This is a genomic window from Streptomyces sp. NPDC055189, assembly GCF_053606765.1.
The window spans coordinates 13,782-27,486 of the sequence record NZ_JBSGSG010000010.1 but is presented as its reverse complement, the minus strand read 5'-3'; the positions used below and the strand labels follow the sequence as shown (position 1 = coordinate 27,486).

Sequence of the window (13,705 nt, the reverse complement as noted above, 5' to 3'; positions counted from 1 at the left end):
AGACCCACGCCGAGGCCCTGCGGCTGCTCAGGTCCGGCACGCCGGGCTCCTCGGAGCAGGCTCTGCAGGCCGAGCAGCTGACCGGCGGCGACAGCCTGAGCAGTACGGACCTCAGCAGCACCGAACGGGCGCTGCTCCGGCTGGCCGCCGAGGGCTGCACCGACGCCGCTGCCGCGAGCCGGCTGCACGTATCCCACCGCACCGCCCGCCGCATGATGGCCGCCCTCATGGAGCGTCTCGGCGCGCGCAGCCGCTTCGAGGCCGGGGTGAAGGCCGCCCGCCTCGGCTGGCTCTGACCGGCTGACCGGTCCGGGCCTCTCCGGCCCCTCCCTACGCATCGAGCCCCCATGCATCGATCACCCCGAAACGAAAGGACATTGCCGTGAACAACCCCTTCGACGACGCAGAAGGCTCCTATCTCGTCCTGGCCAACGCCGAGCACCAGCACTCACTGTGGCCCGCGTTCATCGACATACCCGCCGGATGGTCCGCCGTGTTCGGCGCGGGCCCGCGCACCGCGTGCCTCGACTACGTCGAGAAGCGCTGGACGGACCTGCGCCCCGCCAGCCTCGCGGCCGCGATGGACGGGGCCTGAGCGATGGCGGTGCGCAACACCACGCTGGTGCCCCTGCACCGCACGCCCGACGCCCGGCGGACGCTGGTCGGCCTGAGCTTCTTCGGCGGCGGCACGGCCCCCTACCAATCCTGGGCCGCCGCCCTGCCCGCCGGGACGGACCTGGCCGTGCTCTGTTACCCCGGCCGGGAGGGCCGGTTCGCCGAGCCCTTCGCCCGCGACTGGGACGAACTGGCCACCGACGTCACGCGAGCACTGCGGGAGGCCGCGGACGACCTCGGCCCCTACGTCCTGTTCGGGCACAGCATGAGCGGCTGGATGGCCTTCGACGTGGCCGCCCGGCTCGACGGCGACACGGCGTGCGGGCCCGAAGCGCTCGTCCTGTCCTCCTGCAACGCCCCGGACCAAGGCCTGACCGACAACGAACGACGCCCGCTGCCCGGGGACGCGGACGAACGCATGCTGCAGTGGCTGGAGACCCACGGCCTGCTGCCCCCGCACGTGCGCGAGAACCCCGGCCTGACCGAACTGGCCCTGGAGCTGATGCGGGCCGACATCGCCGTCCGGGACACCTACGCCTACGACGGCGCCGAAGTGAGCGTGCCGCTACAGGTGCTGACCGGCGCCGACGACCCGCTGATCAGCGCCGACGTGACCACCCGGTGGCGGCGCCTGGCCCGCGGCCCGTACCGGCACGACGTGCTCGGCGGCGGCCACTTCTACACCCCGGAGATCTGGCGGACCCTCCCGAGCCGCATCGCACCGCTCCACGCCGCCGCAACCGGCTCTGCCCCCTGAGGAGTGACCCGTGTCCCCCGTGTCTCCCGTCTCCTATGCCCAGCGCAGGCTGTGGTTCCTGAACCGCGTGAACGGCGCATCGGCGGTCTACAACTGCCCGCTGGTGATCCGGGTGCGCGGCGACCTCGACCGCACCGCCCTGGCGGCGGCGCTCGCCGACCTGGCCGACCGGCACGACGTGCTGCGCACGGTGTATCCCGGTGTCGAGGGCGAACCCGTACCGCACATGGTCGACCGGCGGCCCGGGCTCGACGTGGTCGCGTGCGAGGAGAGCGAACTCGCCGGTGCGCTGACCGCCGCCCTCGACCGCGGCTTCGACCTGACGGATGAACTCCCGCTGCGGGCAACGGCGTTCGCGCTGGCACCGGGAGAGCACGTGCTGGCGCTGGTGCTCCACCACATTGCCTGCGACGAGGGATCCTGGCAGCCGCTGCTCACCGACCTGGCGACGGCATACCGCGCAAGGACCGCGGGCGAGGCGCCGCAGTGGGAGCCGCTGCCGGTCAGTTACGCGGACTACGCGGTGTGGCAGCGGGACCTGCTCGGCGAGGAGGACCAACCATCGGGCCTGCTCGCCACGCAACTGTCGTTCTGGCGGGAGCAACTGGCCGGACTACCGGCTGAGTTGGAGCTTCCCTTCGACCGGCCGCGCCCAGTGATTGCCGACCACCGCGGCGACTGCGTACCCCTGAAGCTCGACGGCGAACTGCACCGCCGCCTGCTCGCGGTCGCCGACGACCACGGCTGCACCACCTTCATGGTGCTGCAAGCCGGTCTCGCGGTGCTGCTCTCGCGGCTCGGGGCGGGTACGGACATCCCGATCGGCACCGCGGTGGCGGGACGCCTGGACGACGCGCTGGAAGGCGTGGTCGGCTTCTTCGTGAACACCCTGGTCCTGCGCAGCGACGTATCGGGCGATCCGACCTTCGGCGAGCTGCTGCACCGGGTGCGGGACACCGACCTCGCCGCCTACGACCACCAGGACGTTCCCTTCGAGCGTCTTGTCGAGGACCTGAACCCGGAGCGGTCCCTGGCCCGCCATCCGCTCTTCCAGGTCATGCTGACCCTGTCCAGGGGAGAGCAGGGCACGCTCGCGTTGCCGGGCCTGACCTGCACCGAGGAACAGTCGGACCACGGCATAGCCAAGTTCGACCTGACCGCCGACTTCCGCGAGTACCGCACGCCCGACGGCGAGGCCGCCGGTATCGACGGCACCCTGGAGTACGCCACCGGCCTGTTCGACCGGGCCACCGCCGACCACATCGCCGACGCCCTGCCCCGGCTGCTCCGGCAGCTCGTGACGGCCCCGGAGCGGCCCGTCGGCGCGGCCGACCCGCTCTCCGCCGAGCACCGCCATCAGGCCCTGGTCGCCTGGAACGACACCGCTTCGCCTGCCTCGCCGGACACCATCCCTCAACTGTTCGCGGCACAGGCCGCGCGCACCCCGCAGGCGACGGCCCTGGTGTGCGGAGACGTACGGCTCACCTTCGCCGAACTCGACGCACGTGCCGACCTGCTCGCGCACCGTCTGCGCGCTCAGGGTGCCGAGGCGGAGCGGGTGGTCGCGCTCGCCCTGCCCCGCTCGGCCGAGTCCGTCGTCGCGATGCTGGCGGTCCTCAGGACGGGCGCGGCGTATCTGCACCTCGACCTGGAATACCCGCCGGAGCGCATCGCGCACATGCTGCGCGACGCCGCACCGGTCGCCGTCGTCACGGACACGACGACCGCGGCGACGCACCAATTCGGCGAGCTGCCCACGGTGTTCGCCGACCGGGATGAGACACCAACCGGCCCTCTGCCCGACCTGACGGGCCGCATACGCCCGGACAGCGCCGCGTACGTCATCTACACCTCCGGATCCACCGGCCGCCCCAAGGGCGTGGTCACCCCGCACGCCGCCCTGAGCAACCTCTACGCCTTCCACCGCGCGGGCTTGATCGCGCGCACCGAGGCCACGGCGGACCGTCGCCTGCGCTCCGCCGTCACCGCCTCGCTGTCGTTCGACACCTCGTGGGAGGCCCTGTTCTGGATGCTGGCGGGGCACGAACTCCACGTCATCGGCGACGAGATCCGGCGCGACGCCGCCGCGCTGACCGCCTACGTCAAAGCCGCCGGGATCGACGTCCTGGACGTCACCCCCACCTACGCGGAGCACCTGCTCGACGAGGGCCTGCTGGCCGCGCCGGGCGCGCCACGGGTGCTGCTGCTCGGCGGGGAAGCCGCCGGACAGCAGCTGTGGACCCGCGTACGCCAGGCGGCGCCCGGCACCCTCTGCTACAACCTCTACGGCCCCACGGAATGCACCCTGGACGCGCTGTGGTGGGACGCCGCGGACAGCGAGCAGCCGCTGATCGGCCGGCCGATCGGCAACACCCGGGTCTTCGTGCTCGACGAGCGGCTGCGCCCCGTCGCGCCGGGCGTGCCGGGCGAGTTGTACGTGGCGGGCCCCGGCGTCGCCCGCGGCTATCTGGGCCGCCCGACCGTCACCGCCGAACGGTTCGTCGCCTGCCCCTGGCCCGCGCCGGGGGAGACGGGGACCCGCATGTACCGCACCGGCGACCTGGTCCGCTGGGACCGCCAAGGCAGGCTCGACTACCTGGGCCGCGTCGACGACCAGGTCAAGCTGCGGGGATTCCGTATCGAACTCGGCGAGGTGGAGGCCGCGCTGGCCGGATGCCCGGGCGTGGCGCAGGCCGCCGTGGCCGTGCGTGCGGCAGCAGGGGGCGACAAGCGCCTGGTGGGGTATGTCCAGCCGGCCACGGGCGGCCAGGTCCCGGACGCGCGCGAGCTGCGCGGCCATCTTGCCTCGGTGCTGCCCGACCACATGATCCCGTCGTTCTTCCAGACGGTGGGGCGGCTGCCGATGACGCCCAATGGCAAACTCGACCGGGACGCGCTGCCGGACCCGGACCTCGCCCACCGCCCCACCTCCCGTGGCCCGCGCGGACCCTACGAGGAGGTCCTGTGCGACCTGTTCGCGCAGGTCCTGGGGCTGAGCCGGGTCGGAGCCGAGGAGAGCTTCTTCGACTTGGGCGGCCACTCCCTGCTGGCCACCCGGCTGCTCTCCCGGGTGCGCACGGTGCTCGGCGGCCGGCTCACCATCCTGGACCTGTTCCAGGCGCCGACCGTCGCCGACCTCGCCGACCGGCTGAGCGCGGGCGCGCGGCACGACCCGCTGGCGCCCCTGCTGCCTCTGCGTACGGGCGGCGAGAGGCCGCCGCTGTTCTGCGTGCACCCGGCCGCCGGGATCAGCTGGAGCTACGCGGGCCTGCTGGGCCACATCGACGCCGACTACCCCGTCTACGGCTTGCAGGCCCGAGGGCTCACCGACGCGGCGGCGTGCGGGGGTTCGTGGCGCGCGATGGTCGAGGACTACGCGCGGCAGATCCGCTCCGTGCAGCCCGAAGGCCCCTACCGGCTGATCGGCTGGTCCTTCGGCGCCGTCATCGCCCACCTCCTGGCCACCGACCTCCAGGCCGCCGGAGCCGAGGTCGACCTGCTGGCCCTGCTCGACGGCTACCCACCCGCGTCGGTCCCCGACTACCGGCCCCTGGACGAAGGAAGCCCGGAGACGTTCGCCGAGCTCCTGGACTCCGTGGGATACGACCTGTCCACGTCCGGCGGCCAACCACTGGACTTCGACGCCTACGAGCGGACGGTCCGCCGGCCGGGCAGCACCCTCGAATGGCTGACGCGGGAGGAGTCCGCGGCCCTGGCCAGGGTGTTCACCGACAACGACCGGATCTACGAGGACTTGCGGCCCCGCCTGTACGAGGGAGACGCGGTGTTCTTCTCCGCCACCGAGGGCAAGGCGCAGGACGCGCCCGTACCGGAGTCGTGGCGCGCGCACGTGACCGGGCGGGTCGAGGTGCACGAGATCGCCTGCGGCCACGGTGAGATCACCCAGCGGGAGCCGATCGCGCGGATCGGCGCGGTCCTGGCAGGGAAACTCGCCCTGCTGGACGCGTCGCGGCCTGCGGTGGGGGAGCGGCGATGAGCGAGGTGACCCGCCCGGGTCCCCCGGTGTCCCGCCAGGGTGAGGGGCCGGACCGGGGCGAGGTGCCCGGCCAGGGTGAAGCGCCCGGCCAGGGCGAGGCGCCCGGCCCCGGCTCGGTGGCCGGGCGTGACTTCCGGTTGTTCTGGTTCGGGGAGACGACCAGCCTGCTCGGCAACTCGATCGCCGTGATGGCGCTGCCGCTGGTCGCCGTCCTCACCCTGCACGCGAGCACCTTCGTCGTCGGCCTGCTGACCTCCGTCGCGTATCTGCCGTGGCTGATCCTGGGCCTGCCCGCGGGCGCCTGGGTGGACCGCCTGCCCCGCCGCCCGGTGATGCTGGTCGCCGACCTCGTCGCCTTCGTCGCGTTCGTGAGCGTTCCCGTCGCGGCCTGGGCAGGCGTCCTCACCATTGCGCAGCTGCTCGCGGCCGCGTTCGTCGGCGGGTGCGCCAACGTCTTCTTCACCACCGCACAACGCGCGTATCTGCCTGTCCTGGTCCGCGACGAGGAACTCCTTGCGGGCAACGCGCGGCTCCAGGGCAGCGAGTCGACCACCGAGGTCATCGGCCCCGGCCTGGCCGGAATGCTCGTGCAGGCCTTCGGCGCGGTGACAGGCCTTGTCGCCAACGCGCTGAGCTTCCTGGTGTCCTGGCTGTGTCTGCGCGCGATCCGCACGCCCGAACCCGCACCCCCGGCCGTCGAGCGGCGCCGGCTGCGCACCGAAGTCGGCGACGGCCTGAGCTTCCTCTTCCGGGACCCGGTCCTGCGCTCGCTGGCCGTCTTCAGCGCGGTGTCCAACATCGCGCTGACCGGCCTGGGTTCCATCGAAGTGGCGTTCTTGGTACGGACGGTCGGAGCGGGCGAGGCGGCGACCGGCGCGGTCCTGACGCTGTGCGGTCTCGGCGGCATCCTCGGTGTCCTGTTGTCCCCGCGGGTATCCGCGCGCTACGGAACCGCGCGGGCCGTGCTGATCTGCCATGTGGGCGCGGCGCCCTTCACGTTGCTGTTCCCGCTGACCGGCCCGGGATCAGGTCTCGCGTTCTTCGTGATCGGCGGCGTCGGCTGCGGCGCCGGCGTGGTCGCGGCGTGCGTCATCACCGACACCTTCCGCCAGCGCTACTGCCCGCCGGCCCTGATCGGGCGCGTCAGTGCAAGCGCGGCCGTGATCAGCTTCGGCGCCATCGCCGTCGGCGGACTGCTCGGCGGCACGCTCGGCGCCTTGTCCGGCGTCCGGGAAACGATGTGGATGCTCAGCGGCCTTCAAGTAATGGCGACAGTAATTCTGTTCTGCGGCCCGATACGGCGCATGCGCGATTTCCCGGAATCCGCGCGCGCAATTACTGCGGCGGATACCGAAAAAGCCTTGTCCTAAAGCGTCCTGGCCGTTTCTGCCCCCTGCCCGAAGCTTTTCCCGATGCGCCGCACACGTAAGAATTCGGTGGCAAGGGAAAAGCAAGAATAGCTCATTGAAGCGAGGACTTCATGCCCGAGAGCAACTCCCTGGAAAACCTTCCGGCCACCGTCATGCTGCGGAACGACCTGGACGCCGACCGGCTCGCCGCGGATCTCGCGGAACTGAGCGGTTCCGAATTCTGGGCGTTGCAGCGGTCCTTCGAGGACGGCGCCGTCGGAGAGGAGTCCGACGTGGACTGGAAGGTCCTCTCCCTGCGCGCGCCGGGCGGAGACCTCACGCGCACCGACCCCGGCGGCCCCGGACGCGACGGATTCGCCGACACGCCGCTGATGGCGAAGGCGCCCTACCTGCGCCAGGTCCTGTCCGACCTTGGCACCGAACTGCGCAGCGTCCGCCTGATGGCGCTGGCTCCCGGCGTCTCCGTCGAGGAACACTCGGACACCCCGCTCGGCCTGCCCTACGGCTACGTACGCCTGCACATCCCGTTGGTCACCAACCCCGACGCGGTCATGGTCCTCGACGGAGTCGAGCAGCGCTGGCAGCCGGGAACCCTCTGGTACGCCGACTTCGAACGCCCGCACTCCCTGCGCAACACCGGGGAGCGCACCAGGATCCACCTGGTCGCCGACGTGGCCACCAACGACAGCCTGCTCGCCCTGTTCCCGGACAGCTTCCGCGCCCAGCTGCCGACCAGCGACATCGCGTACTACCGCCCCGTCCTGCCGCTCACCGCGCGCGAACTCGCCGAGTTCAGCTGCGGCTTCGCGGTGCCGTTCTCCTTCATGGAGTGGGGCGAGCCCGTGGCCGACGACCCGGACAGCGACCTCGCCGCCGAGGTGAGTGCCGAGGGCGACGTACTCGTCCTGCGCGTCGAGGGGCGCGGACCGGTGGAACTGCTGCACCTGGGCGCCGGCGAGTTCCGGCTGCTGGGCTGGAGCGAGGAACGCCTGCTGCGCCTCGACCTCTTCGACGAAAACCCCCGCGTGGAGCTGTCCACCCGGCGCGGACGCCGCCGCCAGGTGGTCATACGCCAGGCGCGCACGCTCGCCACGGTCTGACGGCCCCAGCCGCCGCCCACCAGCCGCTGCCCACCTCCATTCACCAACTTCTCTTCTACCGCTTGGGACAATCATGCAGACGCTGACCGAAACACCCGCACTCGTTGAGCACGGATTCGCCCGTTGGGACCTCGCCAAGATATTCGGGATCACCGAATCCGACCCGGCCTTCCAGAACCTGCGCGCCGAATTCGTCGACCTCCCGCCGGACCCCTACGCGACCGAGGCGGGACGCAACCGCCGCTACGCCCGCGGCATCTTCCTGCCGTGGTCGCGGGAATTCAGCTGGATCCCCGACACGCACTTCGGCGACGAGGGCTGGATGAACGGCTACTGGCAGGCCGACCACAACCCCGAATACGTCGGCGTGCTGCGCAAGCTGCCCGCCATGAGCGAAGCCGCCCGCAACAACCCGATCATCCGCGAGATCGTCGACTTCGACTTCGAGCAGACACGCTGGTCGCGCAGCGACCTGGCGTTCCCGCTGCACGTCGGTGTCCACCTCATCAAGCTGGCGGTGGACGATGACGGCAACGAGGCCATCTCCTCGCCCAACGAACTCCACCAGGACGGCGAGCCGTTCGTCTTCGCGCACCTGGTCTACCGCAGCAACGTCGACGGCGGCCTGAACGTCATCGCACCGCCGCAGTACCGGGGCAAGCAGCCCGCGGACGTCCCGGCCGACGAGGTGCTTGCCGAGTTCGAACTGACCAAGCCGCTGGAGTCGTACGGCGTGACCGACGAGAAGGTCAGCCACTACGTGTCGCCCATCAAGCGCGGCGCCGGCACCGAGCCGGGCGAACGCGCGGTCATCCTCACGGACTTCACCCCGATGCGGCAGCACATCTGAGGCAGCCCGGGCCGGTCGCGTCCCGCACCCGCCGCCCGCCATGACTGACCCACGCCACCACCCCGCGACACCGCAGAGAGGTCATCGAGCCATGCTCACCGAAAGTCAGATATCGGAATACAGGTCCGAGGGATTCCTGCTCCTCGACGACGTCTTCGACGCCGACGACATCGCCGCACTGCGCCGCGAGGTGGCCGACCTCTACGCCACCGAGCACCCCGGCCGGATCTTCGAGGACGACGGCACCACTGTGCGCGGCATCCACGGCTGCCACACCACCGGCGCCCTGTTCTCCCGCCTGGTGCGGCTGCCCCAGCTGCTCTCCGCGGCGGAGGCACTCCTGGAGAGCAAGGTGCACGTCTTCCAGTGCAAGGTCAACGCCAAGCAGGCGCTGCGCGGCGAGGTGTGGCAGTGGCACCAGGACTACAGCGTCTGGGGCAACAAGGACGGCATGCCCGAGCCGCGCGCCGTCAATGTCGCGGTACTCCTGGACGACGCGACCGAGCACAACGGCCCGCTCCTGGTCGTGCCCGGCTCGCACCGCGCCGGCGAGATCGCCCCCTGGCACCCCGAGTCCGCGGGCACCTCGCAGTGGGAGGCCGACCTCTCGTCGAAGCTGAAGTTCGCCCTGGACGCCGAGCAGATGGCCAAGGTGACGGCCGGATCGGAGATCCGCTCCGTCGTCGGCCGCGCCGGAAGCCTGCTGTTCTTCGACCCCTGCATCGCGCACGGCTCCGGCGCCAACATGTCGCCGACCAGCCGCACCATGGCGTTCGTCAGCTACAACAGCGTCGACAACGAACTGCGCGACGTACCCCACCCGCGCCCGGAGTTCGTCGCCTCGCGCGACTACCGGCCGCTGGAACTCGTCGACGGAGGCCTGATCGCATGAGCGACGCCGACGGTTCACTGATCCAGCAGCTCATCGAGGCCATCACCCGAAACCAAGACGCGGTGGCGGTCATCGACGGCGGCGTCCCGCACACCTACGCCGAACTCGACGCCCTGTCGGCCGAGATCGCGGGCGGCCTGGCCGCACACGGCATCGGCCCCGGCGACATCGTCGACGTACATGCCACGCGTTCCTGGTCCCGCAGCGCGGCGGTCCTGGGCGTCTGGCGCGTCGGCGCCGGGGTGCTGTCCATCGACCCGGCCATGCCGCCCGCCTGGACCACCAAACTCGTACGCAGCGCCGACTGCGCCATGATCCTGCGCGACGAGGCGTGCCCACCGGTCGACTCACCCGTCCCGCAGCACACCTTCACCTCGATCCGCGCCCGGCGGCGCGACGACCTGGCCACCGGCCCGGTCTGCTACGTCATCCCCACCTCCGGCTCCACCGGCGACCCCAAGGCCGTCGCGGTGCCCCCGGTGGTCCTCGCGGACCTGGGCAACTGGCACGTCGCGCGGTGGAGCCACGACCGCCCCCCGCACACCCTGCACATGTCGTCCATCGGCTTCGACATGGTGTACGAGGACACCGTGGCGACCTGGCTGGCCGGCGCGACCCTGATCGTGGTGAACGACCACGACCGCCTCGATCCCTTCACGCTGCTCGACATCATCAGCGAGCACCAGGCCGCCCGCCTCTTCCAGCCCGTCGTCGGCCTGCACGGCCTGGCCGCCGCCGCGTGCGTCGCGGGCATCGAGACACCGAGCCTGCGCGAAATCTCGGTAGCGGGCGAGCAGTTGGTCATCAACGACGAGGTACGCAAGTTCTGCGCCGCCGGTGACCTGACCCTGGTCAACCAGTACGGACCCAGCGAAACCCACGTCGTCACCCAGTACCGGCTCACCGGCGATGTCACCGACTGGCCCGACCGGCCGCCCATCGGAACCGCGGTCGTCGACGCGGAGCTGCTGTGCCAAGCAGACGGAGTGCTGCGCCCGTTCACGCCGGGCGAGACCCGCGAACTGATCATCGCCGGGAATTGCGTCGGGGTGGGATACGCCGGCGACGAGGAGCTCACCGCCCGCAAATTCCGGGAGGCCGAGCACGAGGACGGCCGCATGCGCCGCTGCTACTTCAGCGGGGACCTGGTCACCTTCGACGGCACCGAGTTCCGTTTCGTCTCCCGCCTCGACGATCAGCTCAAGGTCAATGGCTACCGGGTCGAGCCGGGCGAGGTGGAGTCCGTGCTCGCCGGGGTGCCCGGAGTGCGCCGCGCCGCGGTCGTCGGGGTCAAGGTCGCCGCCTCCACCCAACTGGCCGCGTTCTACACGAGCGTGACCGGCACATCGGTCAACGAGCGGGACCTGAGGGACGCCTGCGCCACCCGCCTGCCCCGGTTCATGGTTCCACGGCACTTCACCGAACTGGACACACTGCCCTCGACACGAAACGGAAAGATCGACCGGGCAAAGCTCCGCGAGACCTTTTCCGCCGATTGAGGCACGATAGGCGTCTTGTGCACCCCCCCGCTTCAGTGCCGGGCAACTTGGTGAACGGGTCGGTCCATGGATTCCGGGTGGGCCGCCCAGCATCCTGGAAGAGCGAAAGGGAGCGGCCGCACCACCAGCGGCCGGGAGGTTCCCAGCGCTGCCACCCCCCTCTCAATTCCAGGATTCCAGGAGAAGCCATGAAGTCTGCCCGCGTGTTCGTACTCAGCGTCCTCTGCCTGCTGACGGTCGGAGCGGCGGCCGGAACTGCAGTCGCCGAGACCGACCACCCCCGTGCCCGGACGACGATGTCCTCGACAGCGTTCGACAACGGCGACAGCGGCTGGGGCCGCCTTCCCTAACGATCGCAATGACCTGCGTGGACCCGATGAGAAAGGGCGCCGGAGTTGTGAGCAATGAACTCGGGGAAGCAGTCGGCAAGATCAGCGACCGGGAGCGAGAAGTCCTCGGACACGTCGCGCGCGGGGACACCTACCGCGAGATAGCCCGCCGCATGGACGTCAGCCCGCACACCGTCGACACCTACATGCGCCGGATACGCGCGAAGACAGGAGCCCGCAACCGCATGCACCTGCTGCTCCTCGCACTGTCGGCCGAGGGCTCGCTCACCGGAGCGATCGAGGACGCGGACCCCATGACGGCGCCGCAGCTCTCCGACTACCCGCACCGGACCACGGCCTGACCGCACACCACGAGCACAAGAACTCCACCTGTCACGCGTACACGTGACTGTTGGTCCTGACGCCAGAGAGGCAGAATGCTCGCCGCGGCCACGGCGCCGCAGCGCCCTGACCCACCCCACCCACCCCCGCATCGACCGGACATGCGGCAGATCGGAGAAGCAGCATGCCCGGACCCCAAGGACATGGAAAAGGAGCCCTGAGCCGGCCGATCCAGTCCTACGTCGAAGAGCTGGCCCTGTGCGTGGAAGCCAACGCCGACAAGGGCCCGGCCCTGTTGTGGCCCGAGGAACCCACCACCCTCCCGGCCCTCATAGCGCTGCCCCGGCCGAGTCCCCCGGAACCGGACGCCGCAGATCCCGTGCCGGGCGGACAGGGCCCCGAGCCACTGGCGACGGAACTCGGCCGCAGACTGCGACTGCGGGTGCGCCCTTTCTACCGCTTCCTGTCCACCGGCTCCCCCGCCACGAAGGGCGAACCGATCGACAACGGCTCCGCCGTCACGGTCCTGGAGGGCGCCTGCCGCTGCGACCTGACGCGCATCGGCGAAGACCCGGCCCCCGGCCCCTCGGACCCCCTGGGCATGCGCCTGCGCTCCGGCGCCACCCTGTTCGTCCCCCCGGACCACACCTACCTCCTGTCGGAGATCCACACCCCGACGACGCTGCTGGAACTGAGCTTGGAGGACGCGGACTGATCCTCCGTGCCACGGTGGCATCGCCGCCCGAATCAGCCCCGACCGTTCGCGCCGGAGGCGCCCGACTCCCCGCCCCCATCGCTGTGGCCGTCCCCATCGCAGTCGTCGTCCAAGAGTCCCCCCGTGCCGACGGCCACCCCGGCCTGGAAGCGGCTCTCGGCGCCGAGCGCCTGCATCATGTCGGAGATGTGCTTGCGGGTGGTGCGCAGCGACATGCCGAGCCGCCGGGCGATCGTCTCGTCCTTCAACCCCGTCGCGAGGAGCCGCAGGATGGTGCGGTCCAGATCCTTGGCGACGGCCTCCAGACCGTCGGCGGCGGCGTCGGAAAAGGGCTGGGCCTGCGACCAGGTCTGTTCGAAGACTTCATACAGATAATGCACGACCGAGGGCTCCCGGACCACCACCGCCCCAAGCTGGTTGTCGTGGTCGGTCATGAACGCCAGCTCCCGGTCGAACATGATCAACCGACCAGCCAGTTGGTGGGCGGTCCGATACTCCCCGCCAAGGGCGCTCATCCGGGCCACGTAGGCCTGACTGGGACCGTTGAACCGGGCGGTGTGATGGTAGAGCGTGCGCATTCGCACCCCGCGGGCCAGCATCTGGCTGTCGCGGTGCAGCGCGTCCTGGAGCACTTCGGGGGGACGGGTGCCGCCGGGCTGCACGGTGACCATGTCCTCGCGGCAGTTCGCCGCTGCCCGCGTCAGCGCGTCCCGCACCTGCGTGAGCCCGGGAATGCGTTCCACGTCGGTGGCGACACTGTGCCGGCCGTCTTCATAATCGGCGGCCAGCTGAGCGAACTGATCGCGCAACACATGCAGCTGCGCCTGCTGCTGAGCGATGGCCCGCTCCATCGGCGCGGTAGCCACGGCGGCAACACGCGCCGGGTCGACGGCCCGCAGCTGCCCGTCGCCCGCCTCGCCCCGCTGCACCAGACCGATCCGCAGAAGATAGCTGACCGCACCGCTGACGACCGCCTCGTCGAGCCCGGTCTCCTCGGATATCCGGACCGGATCGAGCTGACCGTGACGGGCCAACCACCGGTAGACGGCGACGTTCTCAGCACTGAGTGCGTCCCCCACGCCGATAACGTTGTCGCCGATCCCCTGATCCACCATCAACCCTCCGCTCGGATGCCGACATTGCCGACACGAACCCCCGCGGCATCAGCATCACACGCAGGGCCCCCGACCTCCGCACAGAACATGCGGAAGGACCACCCCCACTGCCCCACCACACACC

The 13,705-nt window shown here is 70.8% G+C and carries 12 protein-coding genes and 1 pseudogene; 12 read left to right on the top strand and 1 reads right to left on the bottom strand.

The window, feature by feature from the left end; all coding sequences use genetic code 11:
- Positions 1 to 122: 122 nt before the first annotated feature.
- The 12 genes and pseudogenes from ACWFR3_RS09920 to ACWFR3_RS09865 all read left to right on the top strand — a co-directional run.
- Positions 123 to 296 (top strand): annotated as a pseudogene (locus ACWFR3_RS09920) (response regulator transcription factor); the annotation flags it as partial.
- An 86-nt stretch (positions 297 to 382) separates the two neighbouring features.
- Positions 383 to 595 (top strand): MbtH family protein, encoded by a 213-nt coding sequence (locus ACWFR3_RS09915; protein WP_453734061.1) that lies wholly within the window; start codon positions 383 to 385, stop codon positions 593 to 595.
- A 3-nt stretch (positions 596 to 598) separates the two neighbouring features.
- Positions 599 to 1,372, top strand: coding sequence for a thioesterase II family protein (locus ACWFR3_RS09910; protein ID WP_453734060.1), 774 nt, complete (start codon positions 599 to 601; stop codon positions 1,370 to 1,372).
- A gap of 10 nt (positions 1,373 to 1,382) precedes the next feature.
- A complete protein-coding gene (locus tag ACWFR3_RS09905) occupies positions 1,383 to 5,369 on the top strand; it encodes a non-ribosomal peptide synthetase (RefSeq protein ID WP_453734059.1) in 3,987 nt (1,328 codons plus the stop codon).
- Positions 5,366 to 6,739: an MFS transporter gene (locus tag ACWFR3_RS09900; protein WP_453734058.1), complete on the top strand. Its 1,374-nt coding sequence runs from the start codon at positions 5,366 to 5,368 to the stop codon at positions 6,737 to 6,739. The genes ACWFR3_RS09905 and ACWFR3_RS09900 overlap by 4 nt, the downstream gene beginning before the upstream one ends.
- Before the next feature lie 110 nt (positions 6,740 to 6,849).
- Positions 6,850 to 7,839, top strand: coding sequence for an aspartyl/asparaginyl beta-hydroxylase domain-containing protein (locus tag ACWFR3_RS09895; protein WP_453734057.1), 990 nt, complete (start codon positions 6,850 to 6,852; stop codon positions 7,837 to 7,839).
- Positions 7,840 to 7,912: 73 nt separating this feature from the next.
- Entirely contained in the window at positions 7,913 to 8,689 is a 777-nt protein-coding gene (locus ACWFR3_RS09890) for a 2OG-Fe dioxygenase family protein (protein WP_453734056.1), read from the top strand.
- A 91-nt stretch (positions 8,690 to 8,780) separates the two neighbouring features.
- Positions 8,781 to 9,581, top strand: coding sequence for a phytanoyl-CoA dioxygenase family protein (locus ACWFR3_RS09885; protein WP_453734055.1), 801 nt, complete (start codon positions 8,781 to 8,783; stop codon positions 9,579 to 9,581).
- Positions 9,578 to 11,080, top strand: a complete 1,503-nt coding sequence (locus ACWFR3_RS09880; protein WP_453734054.1) for an AMP-binding protein — start codon at positions 9,578 to 9,580, stop codon at positions 11,078 to 11,080. Before ACWFR3_RS09885 ends, ACWFR3_RS09880 begins: the two co-directional genes overlap by 4 nt.
- Before the next feature lie 188 nt (positions 11,081 to 11,268).
- The gene (locus tag ACWFR3_RS09875; protein ID WP_453734053.1) at positions 11,269 to 11,430 is read left to right on the top strand and encodes a hypothetical protein; all 162 of its coding nucleotides are present in this window, start codon (positions 11,269 to 11,271) and stop codon (positions 11,428 to 11,430) included.
- Positions 11,431 to 11,477: 47 nt separating this feature from the next.
- Entirely contained in the window at positions 11,478 to 11,771 is a 294-nt protein-coding gene (locus ACWFR3_RS09870; protein ID WP_453734052.1) for a response regulator transcription factor, read from the top strand.
- Positions 11,772 to 11,935: 164 nt separating this feature from the next.
- Positions 11,936 to 12,466, top strand: a complete 531-nt coding sequence (locus ACWFR3_RS09865; RefSeq protein WP_453734051.1) for a hypothetical protein — start codon at positions 11,936 to 11,938, stop codon at positions 12,464 to 12,466.
- Positions 12,467 to 12,498: 32 nt separating this feature from the next.
- Here the strand turns inward: ACWFR3_RS09865 and ACWFR3_RS09860 are convergent, their stop codons facing one another.
- Entirely contained in the window at positions 12,499 to 13,581 is a 1,083-nt protein-coding gene (locus ACWFR3_RS09860; protein WP_453734050.1) for a LuxR C-terminal-related transcriptional regulator, read from the bottom strand.
- Positions 13,582 to 13,705: the final 124 nt, after the last annotated feature.

What these genes read in the sequence shown, in the direction of transcription:
- ACWFR3_RS09910 (WP_453734060.1), top strand. Translation starts at nt 599, where the DNA reads ATGGCGGTGCGCAACACCACGCTGGTGCCCCTGCACCGCACGCCCGAC.
- ACWFR3_RS09900 (WP_453734058.1), top strand. Translation starts at nt 5,366, where the DNA reads ATGAGCGAGGTGACCCGCCCGGGTCCCCCGGTGTCCCGCCAGGGTGAG.
- ACWFR3_RS09895 (WP_453734057.1), top strand. Translation starts at nt 6,850, where the DNA reads ATGCCCGAGAGCAACTCCCTGGAAAACCTTCCGGCCACCGTCATGCTG.
- ACWFR3_RS09890 (WP_453734056.1), top strand. Translation starts at nt 7,913, where the DNA reads ATGCAGACGCTGACCGAAACACCCGCACTCGTTGAGCACGGATTCGCC.
- ACWFR3_RS09885 (WP_453734055.1), top strand. Translation starts at nt 8,781, where the DNA reads ATGCTCACCGAAAGTCAGATATCGGAATACAGGTCCGAGGGATTCCTG.
- ACWFR3_RS09880 (WP_453734054.1), top strand. Translation starts at nt 9,578, where the DNA reads ATGAGCGACGCCGACGGTTCACTGATCCAGCAGCTCATCGAGGCCATC.
- ACWFR3_RS09875 (WP_453734053.1), top strand. Translation starts at nt 11,269, where the DNA reads ATGAAGTCTGCCCGCGTGTTCGTACTCAGCGTCCTCTGCCTGCTGACG.
- ACWFR3_RS09865 (WP_453734051.1), top strand. Translation starts at nt 11,936, where the DNA reads ATGCCCGGACCCCAAGGACATGGAAAAGGAGCCCTGAGCCGGCCGATC.
- ACWFR3_RS09860 (WP_453734050.1), bottom strand. Translation starts at nt 13,581, where the DNA reads ATGGTGGATCAGGGGATCGGCGACAACGTTATCGGCGTGGGGGACGCA.